Source organism: Sulfuricaulis sp. (genome assembly GCF_041499725.1).
Classification (GTDB): Bacteria; Pseudomonadota; Gammaproteobacteria; order Acidiferrobacterales; family Sulfurifustaceae; genus Sulfuricaulis.
The window spans coordinates 14110-28556 of sequence record NZ_JBGQKW010000030.1 but is presented as its reverse complement, the minus strand read 5'-3'; the positions used below and the strand labels follow the sequence as shown (position 1 = coordinate 28556).

Annotated in this window: 14 protein-coding genes; 3 read left to right on the top strand and 11 right to left on the bottom strand. The window is 57.6% G+C overall.

What is annotated here, in order from left to right:
* On the top strand, nucleotides 1-411 hold a 411-nt coding region (locus tag ACC569_RS07095), incomplete at its 5' end, for a Smr/MutS family protein (RefSeq protein WP_372522807.1).
* 89 nt (nucleotides 412-500) lie between these two features.
* Here the strand turns inward: ACC569_RS07095 and ACC569_RS07090 are convergent.
* The 4 genes from ACC569_RS07090 to ACC569_RS07075 form a co-directional block, all read right to left on the bottom strand.
* A complete protein-coding gene (locus tag ACC569_RS07090; protein ID WP_372522806.1) occupies nucleotides 501-1232 on the bottom strand; it encodes a hypothetical protein in 732 nt (243 codons plus the stop codon).
* A gap of 77 nt (nucleotides 1233-1309) precedes the next feature.
* Nucleotides 1310-1783 (bottom strand): 2-C-methyl-D-erythritol 2,4-cyclodiphosphate synthase, encoded by a 474-nt coding sequence (gene ispF / locus ACC569_RS07085; protein WP_372522805.1) that lies wholly within the window; start codon nucleotides 1781-1783, stop codon nucleotides 1310-1312.
* Nucleotides 1780-2553, bottom strand: a complete 774-nt coding sequence (locus tag ACC569_RS07080) for a 2-C-methyl-D-erythritol 4-phosphate cytidylyltransferase (protein WP_372522804.1) — start codon at nucleotides 2551-2553, stop codon at nucleotides 1780-1782. The genes ispF and ACC569_RS07080 overlap by 4 nt, the downstream gene beginning before the upstream one ends.
* Nucleotides 2554-2641: 88 nt before the next feature.
* Nucleotides 2642-3151 carry a CarD family transcriptional regulator gene (locus ACC569_RS07075; protein WP_372522803.1) on the bottom strand — a complete coding sequence of 170 codons (510 nt, stop codon included), beginning with the start codon at nucleotides 3149-3151 and terminating at the stop codon, nucleotides 2642-2644.
* Between the two features lie 210 nt (nucleotides 3152-3361).
* Between ACC569_RS07075 and mfd the strand changes: the two genes are divergently transcribed.
* Complete coding sequence (mfd, locus tag ACC569_RS07070; RefSeq protein ID WP_372522802.1) at nucleotides 3362-6859, top strand: transcription-repair coupling factor; 3498 nt, start codon at nucleotides 3362-3364, stop codon at nucleotides 6857-6859.
* A gap of 176 nt (nucleotides 6860-7035) precedes the next feature.
* On the opposite strand, the gene def is transcribed toward mfd, so the two are convergent.
* A complete protein-coding gene (gene def / locus ACC569_RS07065) occupies nucleotides 7036-7554 on the bottom strand; it encodes a peptide deformylase (RefSeq protein ID WP_372522801.1) in 519 nt (172 codons plus the stop codon).
* Between the two features lie 65 nt (nucleotides 7555-7619).
* On the opposite strand from def, the gene ACC569_RS07060 reads away from it, so the two are divergent.
* Nucleotides 7620-8195: a CsiV family protein gene (locus ACC569_RS07060; RefSeq protein WP_372522800.1), complete on the top strand. Its 576-nt coding sequence runs from the start codon at nucleotides 7620-7622 to the stop codon at nucleotides 8193-8195.
* Here ACC569_RS07060 and ACC569_RS07055 read toward each other — a convergent pair whose 3' ends face one another.
* The 6 genes from ACC569_RS07055 to ACC569_RS07030 all read right to left on the bottom strand — a co-directional run bounded on the left by ACC569_RS07055 (nucleotide 8196) and on the right by ACC569_RS07030 (nucleotide 14446).
* Nucleotides 8196-8948 carry an S-methyl-5'-thioinosine phosphorylase gene (locus tag ACC569_RS07055; protein WP_372522799.1) on the bottom strand — a complete coding sequence of 251 codons (753 nt, stop codon included), beginning with the start codon at nucleotides 8946-8948 and terminating at the stop codon, nucleotides 8196-8198.
* Between the two features lie 82 nt (nucleotides 8949-9030).
* Nucleotides 9031-9585: a hypoxanthine-guanine phosphoribosyltransferase gene (locus tag ACC569_RS07050; RefSeq protein ID WP_372522798.1), complete on the bottom strand. Its 555-nt coding sequence runs from the start codon at nucleotides 9583-9585 to the stop codon at nucleotides 9031-9033.
* 27 nt (nucleotides 9586-9612) lie between these two features.
* On the bottom strand, nucleotides 9613-9981 hold the full coding sequence (locus tag ACC569_RS07045) for a DsrE/DsrF/DrsH-like family protein (protein ID WP_372522797.1): 369 nt from the start codon (nucleotides 9979-9981) through the stop codon (nucleotides 9613-9615).
* Nucleotides 9982-10134: 153 nt separating this feature from the next.
* Complete coding sequence (gene galU / locus ACC569_RS07040) at nucleotides 10135-11004, bottom strand: UTP--glucose-1-phosphate uridylyltransferase GalU (RefSeq protein WP_372522796.1); 870 nt, start codon at nucleotides 11002-11004, stop codon at nucleotides 10135-10137.
* Nucleotides 11005-11123: 119 nt separating this feature from the next.
* On the bottom strand, nucleotides 11124-12455 hold the full coding sequence (locus ACC569_RS07035; RefSeq protein ID WP_372522795.1) for a UDP-glucose/GDP-mannose dehydrogenase family protein: 1332 nt from the start codon (nucleotides 12453-12455) through the stop codon (nucleotides 11124-11126).
* A 59-nt stretch (nucleotides 12456-12514) separates the two neighbouring features.
* A complete protein-coding gene (locus tag ACC569_RS07030) occupies nucleotides 12515-14446 on the bottom strand; it encodes a polysaccharide biosynthesis protein (RefSeq protein WP_372522794.1) in 1932 nt (643 codons plus the stop codon).
* Between the last annotated feature and the right edge of the window lies 1 nt (nucleotide 14447).

The following is a 14447-nucleotide window of genomic DNA, read 5'->3' as shown; positions in this document are numbered from 1 at the left end:
CTGCGCGATCAGCGCGAAGTCATGGACAGCCTGCTGTCCGACGAATACGAACCTGCCGATATCGAGACCGGCGACGAACTGCTCTACACCCGCCCTGGCCTGCAACACAGCGTCATCCGAAAATTACGCCGCGGCCAATACGCCATCGAAGCCGAGCTCGACCTGCACGGCGCCACGGTCGTCCAGGCGCGTGAGGCGGTGAATAGTTTTCTCAAGAACGCCCGCGACCAGGACAAGCGCGTGGTGCGCATCATTCACGGCAAGGGAAATAGCTCGGAAGGCAAACTGCCGGTGCTGAAGGGAAAGGTCAATTCCTGGCTGCGCCAGAAAGGCGAAGTGCTCGCCTTCTGCTCCGCCCGTCCCAACGACGGTGGGACGGGGGCAGTGTATGTGTTGTTGAAGCGGGCTTGATTTATTACCTGCCAAGGTAAGAAACCTACGTACCTAGCTTGACCAGTTGCCCGTGGGATTGAGCTTAACCCAGTATACTTCCACTTAGCTTAATGCAGTTTTTCCGTATAAGTATCGGGCGCATATGTAATAAGTGGCACAGAGATCTTCTGTCCATCAACATTGAAGTCATTTACCGCGATTGTGAAAACTGAACGTGGGTCTACCGGAGGGATGTCAAACTTTACCTCAAAGCAATAGAGCTTATCCTTTGCGAGATGCACCGGATTAGACGACTTACTCTCGTATGACGACAACGACGGATAATCTATATGCATCGATTGTATACCTGGATGTATATCTGGAAGTTTACAGAGAGGTGTTACCGGATTAAGCCCCACGGTGGTGGAATATCGTGGCCGAAGACTGTAGAAACTCACTGGGTTACTCTTATGGCCTTTCTCATCTTGAAGCATTAACCCTATTGGGCTAAACATCGCTTCATGGTCACCGGTTGAGAACAATATTTCTACGATGAAAGGATCACGAGTATCTAAGGAGCTGTTTTTATAATAAAAAGAGGGAAAACGGTAATTCTTTGGGTCGAACCTTTCGGTAGTAAAGGTAGGAATAATTATTCCTTGTTTCATCCCGGTAAAGATTGCGTTTGCGGGCCGAATAATGATTACAATGCCGGCAATTTTTAGTTTGCCAACCTTGCTTATGCTGGCTTGACTTATCTCGATGCTGGCGCTGCTAACAAGATTCGTAGTAGCAACAACACAACCATAAATGCACGAGCATAAGATTGCACTGGTTGTAATCTGAATGGCTCTTATCACATTACAAAACTCATTTTGGAAAAACCGGGTTCAGAGAACAATATTTTCTAAAATATCCCATGCCCAAGCCTTATTTTCTAGCCCTCTAATAGAACCACCGCGTGTGCGGCAATGCCCTCTTCCCGCCCGGCAAAACCCAGCTTTTCCGTGGTCGTGGCCTTGATGTTCACGCTCTCCTGAGAAATGCCGAGATCAGCAGAAATATTTTGAATCATCTGCGGCAGATGTGGAGCGATACGCGGGGCCTGGGCAACGATGGTGCTGTCGACATTCGATATTTTCCAGCCGCGCTCGGCTATGGCTTCTTTGACTTTGCGCAGCAGCTTGCGGCTGTCGATGTTCTTGTACTGCGCGTCGGTGTCGGGAAAATGCCGGCCGATGTCGCCGAGCCCGGCGGCGCCGAGGCAGGCATCGCAGATAGCATGAATGAGAACGTCGGCGTCGGAATGGCCGTGCAGTCCCTTGCTATGCGGAATTTTTACGCCACCAAGAATCAGATCGCGCCCGGCGACCAACGGATGCACGTCGTAACCATGACCGATGCGTATCATGCCTTCCCCTGCTGTTGCTTCAAATATAACTCGGCCAGCGCCAAGTCCTCCGGCAACGTGACCTTGATGTTGTCCGCGTGACAGGCGACCACGCGCGGATGTCCTCCGGCACCTTCGATAGCCGAGGCTTCGTCCGTGATTTCACGCCTCAGTTTCTGGGCGCTTTCCAAAGCGCTCACCAATGCGCCAATGCGAAACATCTGCGGCGTGGCAGCGCGCCATAACCCTTCGCGCCGGATTGTTTCAACCACGCGGCTTTCATTATCCACACGCTTGACCGTATCGGAAACCGGGAATGCGAGGAGGCCACCTTCGACCCCCTCACCCTTACCCTCTCCCCCTTTCAGGGGGAGAGGGGATTTCTTTGATTGTCCGCCCGTCACAATGGAAATCAGTTGGTCGACGTCTTCATGACGCAGGCATGGCCGTACGGCATCATGCACCAGTACCCAATCTTCGGACCTGGCGTGCTTGCTCAATGCCTTGAGGCCGTTTAGCACGGTATGCGCGCGGGTCTCGCCTCCAGAGTATTTTCCGAGGAACTTCGGGAGATCCGCGAGCATGGGGATCAGCGCCTGCCAGTGACGGTCCTGATCGGAGATACCCACCACGACGCCGCGCACGCGCGGATGCGTACACAGGCGTTCGAGCGTGTGCAGGATGACGGGACGACCGAGAAGGGGAAGATATTGCTTGGGTAATGGCGCCTGCATGCGCAGGCCCCGACCGCCCGCCGGTACGAGAGCCCAGATTCCGTCAGCGCCGGTCACGAATGTCGCCCTACTTCGTTCGTCTGGTCATAATAAGCGTCGCCCTACTGCGTTCGTCTGGACGTAATGCGAATTACGGCCTGAAGGATCAGGCGTGTTCTTGGATGTAACTGAGGATGCGGTCCTTGGCGGCTTCCGTGGCGATACCCTGTATCGCGGCGACTTCGCGCGCGAGATAGCTGTTCGCCGTCTCGAGCAGCATGGACTCCTCGAAGGAAAGCCCGGACTGTTTTTTCCAGCGTGTCAGATCGCGCACCACTTCGCCCAGTTCCAGGCACGAGCCGGAGTTGATGCGGCGCTCGATGTCCTTGCAGCGCTCAGCCCAGTTGCCGCCGGTGACGCGCCGCTTGCTCTTGGCGGACAGGATCTTGAACAGTTCCTTGAGTTTCTTGCCGTCGAGCAGCGGACGGATGCCGCTGCGCTCCAGATTGGAGCGCGGCACCTTGACGGTCATCTGGGTATCCTGGATGCGGATGACGAAACAGGACTCGACCTGGCCGGAATGGTAGATATCTTCGACGGCCAGAATTACGCCAACACCTGCGGAAGGATAAAAAACCGTATCACCAACCTTAAAGCGCGGACGTTTCGTCGCCATTCAGCCATTCTCCTGGGTTGTGTAGCAATGATTTATGTTAACTTAGAGCCAACTATTATTGATATGGATTAGATTATGCCTGTAACTCCCTCCTATGACAAGACTTTTTGGAATTACATGTGGGGGCACCCCGGCGGCGACATAGGATAGAATAACCAGCCTTGCCGCCTGGCCGGCAGGAGCCATGGACCCATAGCATCAGAAACACATTTGGATTCGCCACTTAAGCCGATTCTGCCCACGCATCCCGGGGAGAGCTACGCCTGGAGTGGACTGGCCGGCAGCGGGCGCGGTCTGGCCATCGCGTCGGCCGCCGCAGACCGCCACGGGCCGCTGCTGATTATTACCGTCAGCAGCTTCTCCGCCCAGCGACTGGAAGACGAGATCCGTTTCTACTCCAGCGACCTGCCCATCCTGCCCCTGCCGGACTGGGAGAGCCTGCCCTACGATGTGTTCTCGCCACACCAGGACATCATTTCCCAGCGTCTGGAGACGCTCTACCGTCTTCCGGGCCTGACGCAAGGCGTGGTACTGGCTTCCGTGTCCACGCTGCTCCACCGCCTGCCGCCGAGGGATTTCGTGACCGGGCACAGTTTCCTGCTCAAGCTCGGCGACCGGCTCGACATTCAGCAGTTGCGCGAGCAATTGATTCACGCCAATTACCACAACGTGTCACAGGTCATGGAGGCCGGCGAGTTCGCCGTCCGCGGCGGACTCATTGATTTGTTCCCGGCAGGCAGTCATCAACCCTACCGCATCGACCTCTTCGGCGATCAGGTGGATTCTATCCGCGAATTCGACCCCGCGACACAGCGTTCCGGCAAAACCATGAAGGTCATCCAGCTGCTGCCGGCGCGCGAGTTTCCGATGACCGAAGAGGCCATCCAGAAATTCCGTCAGACCTTCCGCGCACGCTTCGAAGGCGACCCGCAAAAGGTCCCGCTCTACCGCGACATCAGCAAGGGCATCAGCCCGTCCGGGGCCGAATATTATCTGCCGCTGTTTTTCTCAGGCATGGCGACGATCTTCGACTATCTCCCGGCCGACACGCTGTGCCTCATGGAGGCCGGCGTTAGCGAAACCGCCGGAAAATTTCAGCAGGAAACTATGCAACGCTACAGCGAGATGCGCCACGACATCGAACGTCCGCTGCTGGAACCCTCGGAAATTTTCATCACGAAGGATGAATTCGTTTCAGGCCTGAAGGCATGGCCGCAGGTGGAGTTGCTGGAATTCACCACGGAAGAAATTTCGTCCACGGAGCAGGAACGGGAACGGGAAAACAAGAAAACGATCGCCTATGGCACGCGCCCGCCGGCCAGCCTACCCGTCGATCACAAATCCGACGCGCCTTATGACACGCTGTTCCAGTACCTGCGTGATTTTCCAGGACGCATCCTGGTTGTCGCGGAATCCGCCGGCCGGCGCGAGACGCTGAGGGGTCTGTTGCAGGAACATCGTCACCCCCCGGAGGATGTCTCCGGCTGGCATGCCTTTCTCCAGGGCGACACAAAACTCGGGCTGACGGTAGCCGATCTGGAAAAAGGCCTGCTCCTCAAGGAACCCGGCATCGCGGTCATCACCGAGGCGCAACTCTACGGCGAGCGCGCCGCGCAACGCCGCCGCCGCGTGCGCGGAGAACGCGAGCCGGCAGCGATCATCCGCAGTCTCGCGGAACTCAAGATCGGCGATCCGGTGGTGCACGAGGACCATGGCGTGGGGCGTTATCTCGGCTTACAGACGCTGGATATCGGCGATGGCCCGGCGGAGTTTCTCGCGCTCGAATACGCCGACGGCGACAAGCTCTATATCCCGGTGTTGTCGCTGCACCTCATCAGCCGCTACACCGGCACCGACCCGGAACAGGCGCCACTGCACAAGCTCGGCGGCGAGGCCTGGGAAAAAGCCAAACGCCGCGCGCTCGCCAAGGCACACGACGCGGCCGCGGAATTGCTCGAGATCTACGCGCTGCGCGCGGCGCGTCAGGGACATGCCTTCCCGCTTCCGGACGAACATTATCAATCCTTCGCCGGTGCCTTTCCCTTCGAGGAAACTCCCGATCAGGAGCGGGCCATTCAAGAGGTCTTGCTTGACATGCAATCCACCAAGCCCATGGACCGGTTGGTGTGCGGTGACGTGGGTTTCGGCAAGACGGAAGTAGCGATACGCGCGACCTTTCTCGCGGTCATGGGCAAGGCGCAGGTCGTGGTGCTGGTCCCGACCACCCTGCTCGCACAGCAGCATTTCCAGAACTTCCAGGACCGCTTCGCCGGCCTGCCGTTCCGCATCGAGCTGTTGTCGCGCTTTCGAAGCCCGGCCGATCAGCGCAAGGTGCTGACGGCGCTCGCCGACGGATCGGTGGATGTCATCATCGGCACCCATCGCCTGCTGCAGGAAGACGTACGCTTCAAGCGTCTCGGGCTCGTCATCATCGACGAAGAACACCGCTTCGGCGTGCGCCAGAAGGAGCGTCTGAAAAAACTGCGCAGCGAAGCGGACATTCTGGCCATGACCGCCACCCCCATCCCGCGCACCCTGAACCTGTCGCTGTCCGGGCTGCGCGACATCTCCCTGATCACCACCGCCCCGGAAGGGCGCCTGTCGGTCAAAACCTTCATCAGCGAGGTGAACCGCTCGGTGATTCGCGAGGCCTGCCTGCGCGAAATCCGCCGCGGCGGCCAGGTTTATTACCTGCACAACGAGGTGCGGACGATCGACAGGGCCGCGCGCGAACTCCACGAACTCCTGCCGGAAGCGGACATTCGCATCGCGCATGGCCAGATGCCGGAGCGCGAACTGGAACGCATCATGCTCGACTTCTACCACCAGCGCTTCAACGTCCTGGTGTGTTCCACCATCATCGAATCGGGGATCGACGTGCCGAGCGCCAATACCATCATCATCGAGCGCGCCGACAAGTTCGGGCTGGCACAGCTGCATCAGCTGCGCGGACGTGTCGGGCGCTCGCATCACCGTGCCTACGCCTATCTGCTGGTGCCAGATTTGCGCGCGCTAACCGAGGACGCGCGCAAGCGATTGGAGGCGATCGAATCGCTGGAGGAACTCGGGGCGGGTTTCACCCTCGCCTCGCACGATCTCGAGATCCGCGGCGCGGGTGAACTGCTGGGTGAAACCCAGAGCGGGATGATCGACGAGGTGGGGTTTACGCTGTACTCGGAACTGCTCAACCGCGCGGTACAATCACTGCAGGCGGGGCGGTTGCCGGAGACGGACACGTCGCTGCACAGCGGGACGGAAATCAATTTGCACGCGCCGGCGCTGTTTCCCGAAAATTATCTCCCGGACGTGCACATGCGCCTGATTCTTTACAAGCGCATCTCCTCCGTCAAAGCGCTCGACGCTTTGCAGGAACTCAAGGAGGAAATCATCGACCGCTTCGGCGTGCCGCCCGAAGCCGGGCAATTGTTGTTCCGGGCGACCGAACTCAAGATTCTGACGACGCCGCTGGGCATCAGGAAAATCGATGCCGGCCCGCGTGGCATGCGCATCGAATTCATCGACAAGCCGGATGTCGACCCCGGCATAATTCTGCGCCTGCTGCAGTCCGCGCCGAAAACCTACAAGCTCGACGGACCGAACCGCCTGCGGATACTGGGGGACATGCCGGACGTGGAAGCGCGGATCACGGCGATCCGCCGGTTTCTCGAAGCACTTGCGCCCGAAGCAAAGGCCGCCAGTCGCCGCTGACTCCATAGTGATTCTCTAGGGAAGCTCTGAACAAGTGCCGTTCGCCCTGAGCCCTTCGACTCGCCGTTCGGTCTGAGCTTGTCGAAGGGTGAACGGCGCAAGGCATTGATTCAACGCCATCCTCCGTTCATGTTTCGACGGGCTCACCACGAACGGAGGACTTATTCAGACCTTCCCTAGAGTTCCTGAAACAGCGCGTCCTCGAAACCCAGCAGGCGGATATCCCGCAGACGCATGGGATACAGAATGCCGTCGAGGTGATCGCATTCATGCTGCACGACGCGGGCATGGAAACCGGAAACCGTGCGATCGAGGGGCGTTCCGTGCTGGTCGAAGCCGGTGTAGCGCAAGCTTTTATGGCGCGTTACCAGTCCGCGCAGGCCAGGAACGCTGAGACAACCCTCCCAGCCCTCTTCCATCTCGTCGCCGATTGGTGTCAGGAGCGGGTTGATCAGCACCGTGGTCGGCACGGGTTCAACGTCAGGATAGCGCGGATTCGATTCGACACTGAAGATGGCCACGCGCTGCGACACGCCGATTTGCGGCGCGGCCAGACCGGCGCCGTTCAGAGCCGCCATGGTGTCGAACATGTCGGCGATCAGCGCGTCGAGTTCCGGGGTATTGAAGCCCTTCACCGGTTCGGCTTTCCGGTACAACAGCGGATCGCCCATCTTGAGAACACGCCGGACGGCCATTTTCCACCCTCGATATTGCCCAGGGAATAAGAGATACTATTAAAAATTCAGCGCGAGGAAAACATGTGAAGCGGCTTCTCCTAATTTTTATACTGATATCCGTGCCGGGCATGCGTGCGTATGCCGCGGCGCCATCCACCAATGTCTATGAAATCGAAGTGGTTGTGTTTGAAAACCGGCTCCCCGACCTGGAAGGCGGCGAACTCTGGGCGCGCGATCCGGACAAATCCGCCACCGCGGACATGAACGATGCGGTCAGGATCGGGGAGAAGCCGGCCGCGGATTCCGCCCTGTCGGCGACGGCGGCCGCGCTAGAAAGCTCCGGCCGGCACCATGTCCTGGCGCATCTGCGCTGGCAACAAAGCGCCGAGGCCAAATCGGTTTCGAAGCCGGTGAAGGTCGGAAGTGCCGACGGCGCGCTGGACGGGGCGCTGCGGTTTTATTCGAGCCGCTTCCTGCTCCTGGATGTCAATCTTACGCTGCGTGAAACGGTAAGCGGGGGAATGTCAGGGGGGGCGGGACAGATCACGCCAGCGTATCGGCTGACCGAGGCGCGGCGCGTTAAATCGTCGGAAACGTATTACTTCGACCATCCGAAATTCGGCGCACTGGTGCGCGTCTCTCCGGTCAAGGCGAATTGATCAGGCCCTGACAATCAGGGGAATGGTCTGCTCCAGCAAGGTACGGACGCTGGCCATGCCCGTCTCCAAATTCTTTTCAATTTCCTTGAGACTGATGGTCGCTTTGCTCTTTCCCGCCGCGGGGTTTACCACGACGCTGATCGAGGCGTAACAGAGTTCGAGTTCGCGCGCGAGCCCGGCCTCCGGCATCCCGGTCATGCCGACGATATCCGCTCCATTGCGTTCCATGCGCAGAATTTCCGCGGTGGTTTCAAAGCGAGGGCCCTGGGTGGCGCCGTAGGTTCCATGCCCGCGGGCGTGAAGTTTGGCGCGTTTTGCCGCCTCGATCAGGACTTTCCGCAGTTCATCGCAATAGGGATAGGTAAAATCCACGTGCGTGACCTGTTTGTGTTCGCTTCCGAAAAAAGTATGGGCGCGTCCATACGTGTAATCGATGATCTGGTCGGGAATGACCAGAGTCCCCGGCGCCAGGAAATCCGGGGAAATGCCGCCCACGGCGTTGACGGCAATGACTTTCGTCACGCCGGTTTGCTTGAGAGCCCAGATGTTGGCGCGGTAATTGACCTCGTGCGGCGGAATCGTGTGACCGGGTCCATGACGCGGCAGAAACACCGCCTCGCGCCCACCCAGTTGGCCGAACACCATGGGCGCGGACGGTTCGCCAAAGGGCGTACGGATCACCTCGCGCCGTGTGATGTGCAGGTTTTTGAGGTTGGTCAGGCCGCTGCCGCCAATGATGGCCACGGTTGTCATAAATGTAGCCCTACTCGCTCCGCTCGTTCGTCTTGATGTATGACTAGTAGCCCTACTCGCTGCGCTCGTTCGTCTTGCCTAATCACACTTCCGCCTCGGCGTAGATTCCCGGGACATTACGCAGATAACCTTTGTAATCCATGCCGCAACCGAACACATAACGGTTGGGCACATCGAGTCCGGTAAATTCGACCTTCACGTCATACAAACGTTGGCGCTTTTTCACCACCAGGACCGCCTTGTAAACCTCGCGCGCGCCGTCGGCGCGATAGCGCGATTCGATACCGGCCAGCGTCGTGCCCTCGTCCAGAATGTCATCGACAAGCAGCACCACCCGACCGCGCGGGTCCTGATGCGGTCCGGACAGCCACTGAAGCTGACCGCCCTGCAATTGCTTGCCGTAACGCGTGGCATGGATGTAGTCGATCTGGAGAGGGAACTGGAGCTGGGTCAGCAGCCGGCCGAAGGGAACGACTCCGCCGGTCATGACGCACACGAGCAATGGGTCGGTGCCGGCGAGCGTCTGGCTAATGCGCGAAGCCATGCCGGCGAGCGCCGACTCCACCTGCTCAGGGGAGTACAGGCGATCCGCCTGCTGGAGAACTTCCCACGCCTGCTGCGCACTGATCGGATTCAACGTTAGATCGTTTTATTTTTCGAATGATTAATAAGTGAACGTGACAACGTCCTCATCCATCGCCTGGCTGATCACGTAGGCGCCACCCACGGTCTCCTCGATTTCAGGGATGAGCTCGTTGCCCCACAGCTCGAGCGTGGGTGTGCACACCTTGAATTTCACGCCCGCTTCGTGAGCGTCCTTGATGAAATCGTAAACCGACTTCGGGCTGCCCTCCTGTACCCGCAGTTTTTCCGCCACGCCCCGAATCGCCAGTTCACCGGCCCGTCCGGTCAGGATAACTTCCACCTCGTATTCCATCGCCGCGGCGACCGTCGCCTGGAAGAACGGCGCGCCCAGCTCGGAAGGATCCGATGGATCCGTATTGACCATCACAATCATCAGTTTGTCGGGCATGCGGTTCTCCTGAGCACTGACAAAAATCAGAGTTAACGATTCACCTGCCTGCGTGGATTATATTGCCCTTTGTCATGCAAGGCTACTTGTGATGCTGTCACTAATCAGGAAGGGAGAAGCTACGTCATTGCCTTGACGCAGACTCGATAAATGTCAAAGTTTAAGGCCTTTAAGATAGGCTAAGAACTTGTCTTTAAGCTCGGGATGCGTCAGCGCATATTCCACGGTCGCCTGCAGGTAGCCGAATTTGCTGCCGCAATCGAAGCGTTTTCCGATGAACTCGTAAGCCAGCACTTTCTCATGGGATAACAACGCGGCAATGCCGTCGGTTAGCTGGATTTCACCACCCGCGCCAGGCACGACGTTCTCAAGCAAATCGAAAATTCGCGGTGTCAGGATATAGCGGCCGACAACCGCCAGCGTGGACGGGGCTTGCTCCGGGGATGGTTTTTCCACAATGCCCTCTACGGTATGAATCCGCGGTCCCGAACATTTCGCTTTCACGATTCCGTACCTATGCGTCTCTTCACGCGCGACATTCTGCACCCCAATGACGGAACACTGAGTCGACCGATACAGATCCACCATTTGCCTGAGAACGCCCGGTTCGCCGCTAATGAGGTCGTCGGCGAGTATGACGGCGAACGGGTCGTCTCCCACCACCTGCTTGGCGCACAGCACCGCATGCCCCAGACCGAGCGCCTCGGTTTGCCGGATGTACACGCAAGATGTCCTGTTCGGCAATACATTCTGCACCATGTCCAGCAGATCTTTCTTTCCGTCGGCCTTGAGTTCCGCCTCAAGCTCGTAGGCCTTGTCGAAGTGGTCCTCGATGGAACGCTTGTTGCGCCCGGTCACGAATATGAGTTCATCAATGCCGGCCGCGATCGCTTCTTCCGCGGCGTACTGGATAAGGGGCTTGTCGACGATCGGCAGCATTTCCTTGGGGCTCGCTTTCGTGACCGGCAAAAAACGCGTGCCCAGACCGGCAACGGGGAATACCGCCTTGGTGACTCGGTTCATTTCATGATTCCGGATTCAGTGAATAAATTATGGCGCCACGCGCCGTGTTGCCTTATTGTTTTCAGCCACCACTTCGGGATGGAATGCCGCTAATTATAGTACTCGATACAGACTGTCGCTCAACGCCCTATGCCGCTGTATTCAAATCCGGCCTCGCGCAGGAATACAGGATCGTACTGGTTCCGTCCGTCGAAAATAATCGGCTTTTTCATGATTTTCTTGATGCGACCGAAATCCGGGTGACGGAAAGGTTTCCATTCCGTGATCAGGATCAAAGCGTCGGCGCCATCGAGCGCGCCGTATTGCTCATCCGCCAATTTCAGCTGGCCGCTGTCAAACCAGGCGCGGGGAAATTCGCGCTTGGCGGCCGGCATGGCGACCGGGTCATAGGCCTTGATCGCGGCACCCGCGCCGATAAGTTCGCTTAACAGGACAACCGAGGACGCCTCGCGCATGTCATCCGTCCCGGGCTTGAAGGCCAATCCCCAGAGACCGAACGTCATTCCCTTCAGATTGACGCCGAAGCGGCGACCGATTTTCGCGAACAGCACGTGCTTCTGCGCCTCGTTCCTGGCCTCCACGGCGTTCATTACTTTTGGTTCATAGTCGTGGTCCTTGGCCATGCGGATCAAGGCTTTCACGTCCTTGGGGAAACACGAGCCGCCGTATCCGGCACCGGGATAGATAAATGAATAACCGATGCGTGAGTCCGAACCGATGCCTTGCCGGACGTTTTCCACGTCCACGTCCATGCGCTCGCAAAGGTTCGCGATTTCATTCATGAACGAAATCTTGGTTGCCAGCATGGCGTTGCCGGCATACTTGGTCATCTCGGCGTCACGCACACCCATGAAAAGCAGGCGTTCGTGAGCGTGCATAAACGGAAGATAAATATCACGCATGACCTTGTGCACCTTTTCGCTGTCCGTGCCGATCACGACGCGATCCGGGCGCATGAAATCCTCCACCGCGGCGCCTTCCTTGAGAAACTCCGGGTTACTCACGACATCAAAGGGGATGTTCGCCGCACGCTTGCCTAATTCCTCGCGAATGGCTTCCCTGACCTTGTCCGCCGTGCCTACCGGAACCGTGGACTTATCGACAACGATGGTATAACCATTGATGTGCCGTCCAATGTCTCGAGCCACTGCCAATACATATTGCAGATCGGCCGAGCCATCCTCGCCGGGTGGCGTACCGACGGCTATGAAATATACGTCGGATTCGGCGATGGGATCGGTTAGCGACGTACAAAAACTCAATCGGCCGTTTTTGTAATTGTTCGCGACAACGGATTCAAGGCCCGGTTCGTAGATAGGCAATATCCCTTTCTTGAGCCCTTCGATTTTGTTCTTGTCGATGTCCACGCACGTAACGGTATTGCCCATTTCCGCAAAACATGCGCCCGTTACCAGGCCGACATAGCCCGTACCGATAATCGTCAACTTCATGGATGTTGTTACCCGCTAGAGAAAGGAAAATGATTTAGTGTGAAACGGTTATTTGTCTCTCACGGCGATTTTGTCTGTTTCCAGGGATAAATTACCGCACTCTTGTCTTTTTCAGTGGCCAAAACCGCCAGTCCGGTATGTTCCGGCACCAGCTCAATCAGCATATTCCTTAATACAGACTCGTCACCCTGGTTGCACGCACGCTGCATGGCATCAAAGGTCTTCTCCAGAAGCTCCTTATCCATCTGACGACACTGGGCCAGCAGGATCTTGGGATGACTGGTCTCCGCCAGTTTTTCCGCGTCATGGAAGAGTTCTTCGTAAAGCTTTTCACCGGGGCGCAACCCGGTGTAGACAATCTCGATGTCCTCCCCCGGGGTTTTGCCTGACAGCCGTATCAGCTGCTCGGCCAGATACGATATTTTAACCGGTTCGCCCATGTCGAGCACGAATATCTCACCCCCTCTGCCGATAACGCCCGCCTGCAGAATCAGCTGGCAGGCCTCGGGAATGGTCATGAAGTAGCGGGAAATATCGGGATGGGTCACCGTGATAGGGCCTCCCTGCGCAATCTGTTGCTGAAACAACGGGATAACGCTTCCTGAAGAACCGAGGACATTGCCAAACCGCACGGTGATGAAGCGTGTCTTGGATCTGGCATTCAAACCCTGGCAGTACATTTCGGCGACACGTTTGCTGGCGCCCATGACATTGGCGGGATTGACCGCCTTGTCGGTGGACACCATCACGAACGACTCGCATCCATATTTATCAGCGAGATCGGCGACCACGCGCGTGCCTAATATATTATTGGTTACGGCAGCGCGCATCTGGTCCTCGAGAATCGGGACATGTTTGTAGGCGGCAGCGTGGTAAATCACGGTAGGCGAATAATTGCGCAATATATTTTCCACCTGCACGATATCGTTGGTATCGCCCAGCAGGCTGACGAGGGACAGGTCCGGTATATCGCGCCGCAACTCAAGATCAATGTTGTACAGGTTGAATTCACTGCGTTCCAAAATGACGAGTTTCCCCGGCTTGAGCCGGGCGATTTGACGGCAAAGCTCGGCGCCGATGGAGCCGCCGCCGCCGGTGACGAGAATTGTCTTGCCGTGCGTCGCGTCGGTGATGGAGCGCCAGTCGAGGCTGACCGGCTCCCTCCCCAGCAGGTCCTCGATTTTTACATCGCGCAAATCCTTGAGACTCGCCCGGCCGCTGACCAGGTCCTGCAGCTGCGGCAGGATGCGGAAAGGCAGATTTGTGGTTTCGCAAATCTCGACAATGCGCCGGATCTGACGTGACGTAGCCGAAGGCAGGGCGATAATAATCAGATCGATCCCCAGTTTCGTGACGATGCCGGGAATCGCGTCACAGGTTCCCGTAACGGGAATGCCATGGATTTCCTTGCCGGTTTTGCCGGTATTATCATCGACAAAAGCGACCGGATAGTAAGGACCGCTCTGTTCGCGGAGCAGATCACGCACCAGCATTTCCCCGGCCTTGCCGGCACCGACTATCAGCGCGTTCTTGATTTCGTCATTCGCATAAAGACTGGAGGCATGGGCCGAACGGTGCAGATGTCGATCCTTGAACCAGCGATAGACAAACCTGGGCCCTCCCAGCAACAACACGAGCAGGATGCCATCCAGAATAAAAACCGAACGGGGAACGCTTTGCAGGCGGGTGAGAATGAAGCTGACTGCCGCGGCCATGACCACCCCGGCCGCAACGGCCTTGATAATGCGCACCAGGTCCGGGATCGAGGCAAACCGCCAGATGCCCCGGTAGAGTCCGAAATACCAGAACATTCCGCCCTGCACGCTCCACACTACCGGGAGTAATATCAGCGCCTGATTGAAAAAACCTTCGGGAATCGGTTCGAGATTGAAACGCAGCCAGTAGGCGCCGAACCAGGCGATGGGAATCATCGCCACGTCATGCGCGAAGGCGGCGGCGCGTGAGCGGAAGTACCAGAGAATTTCTTTCATC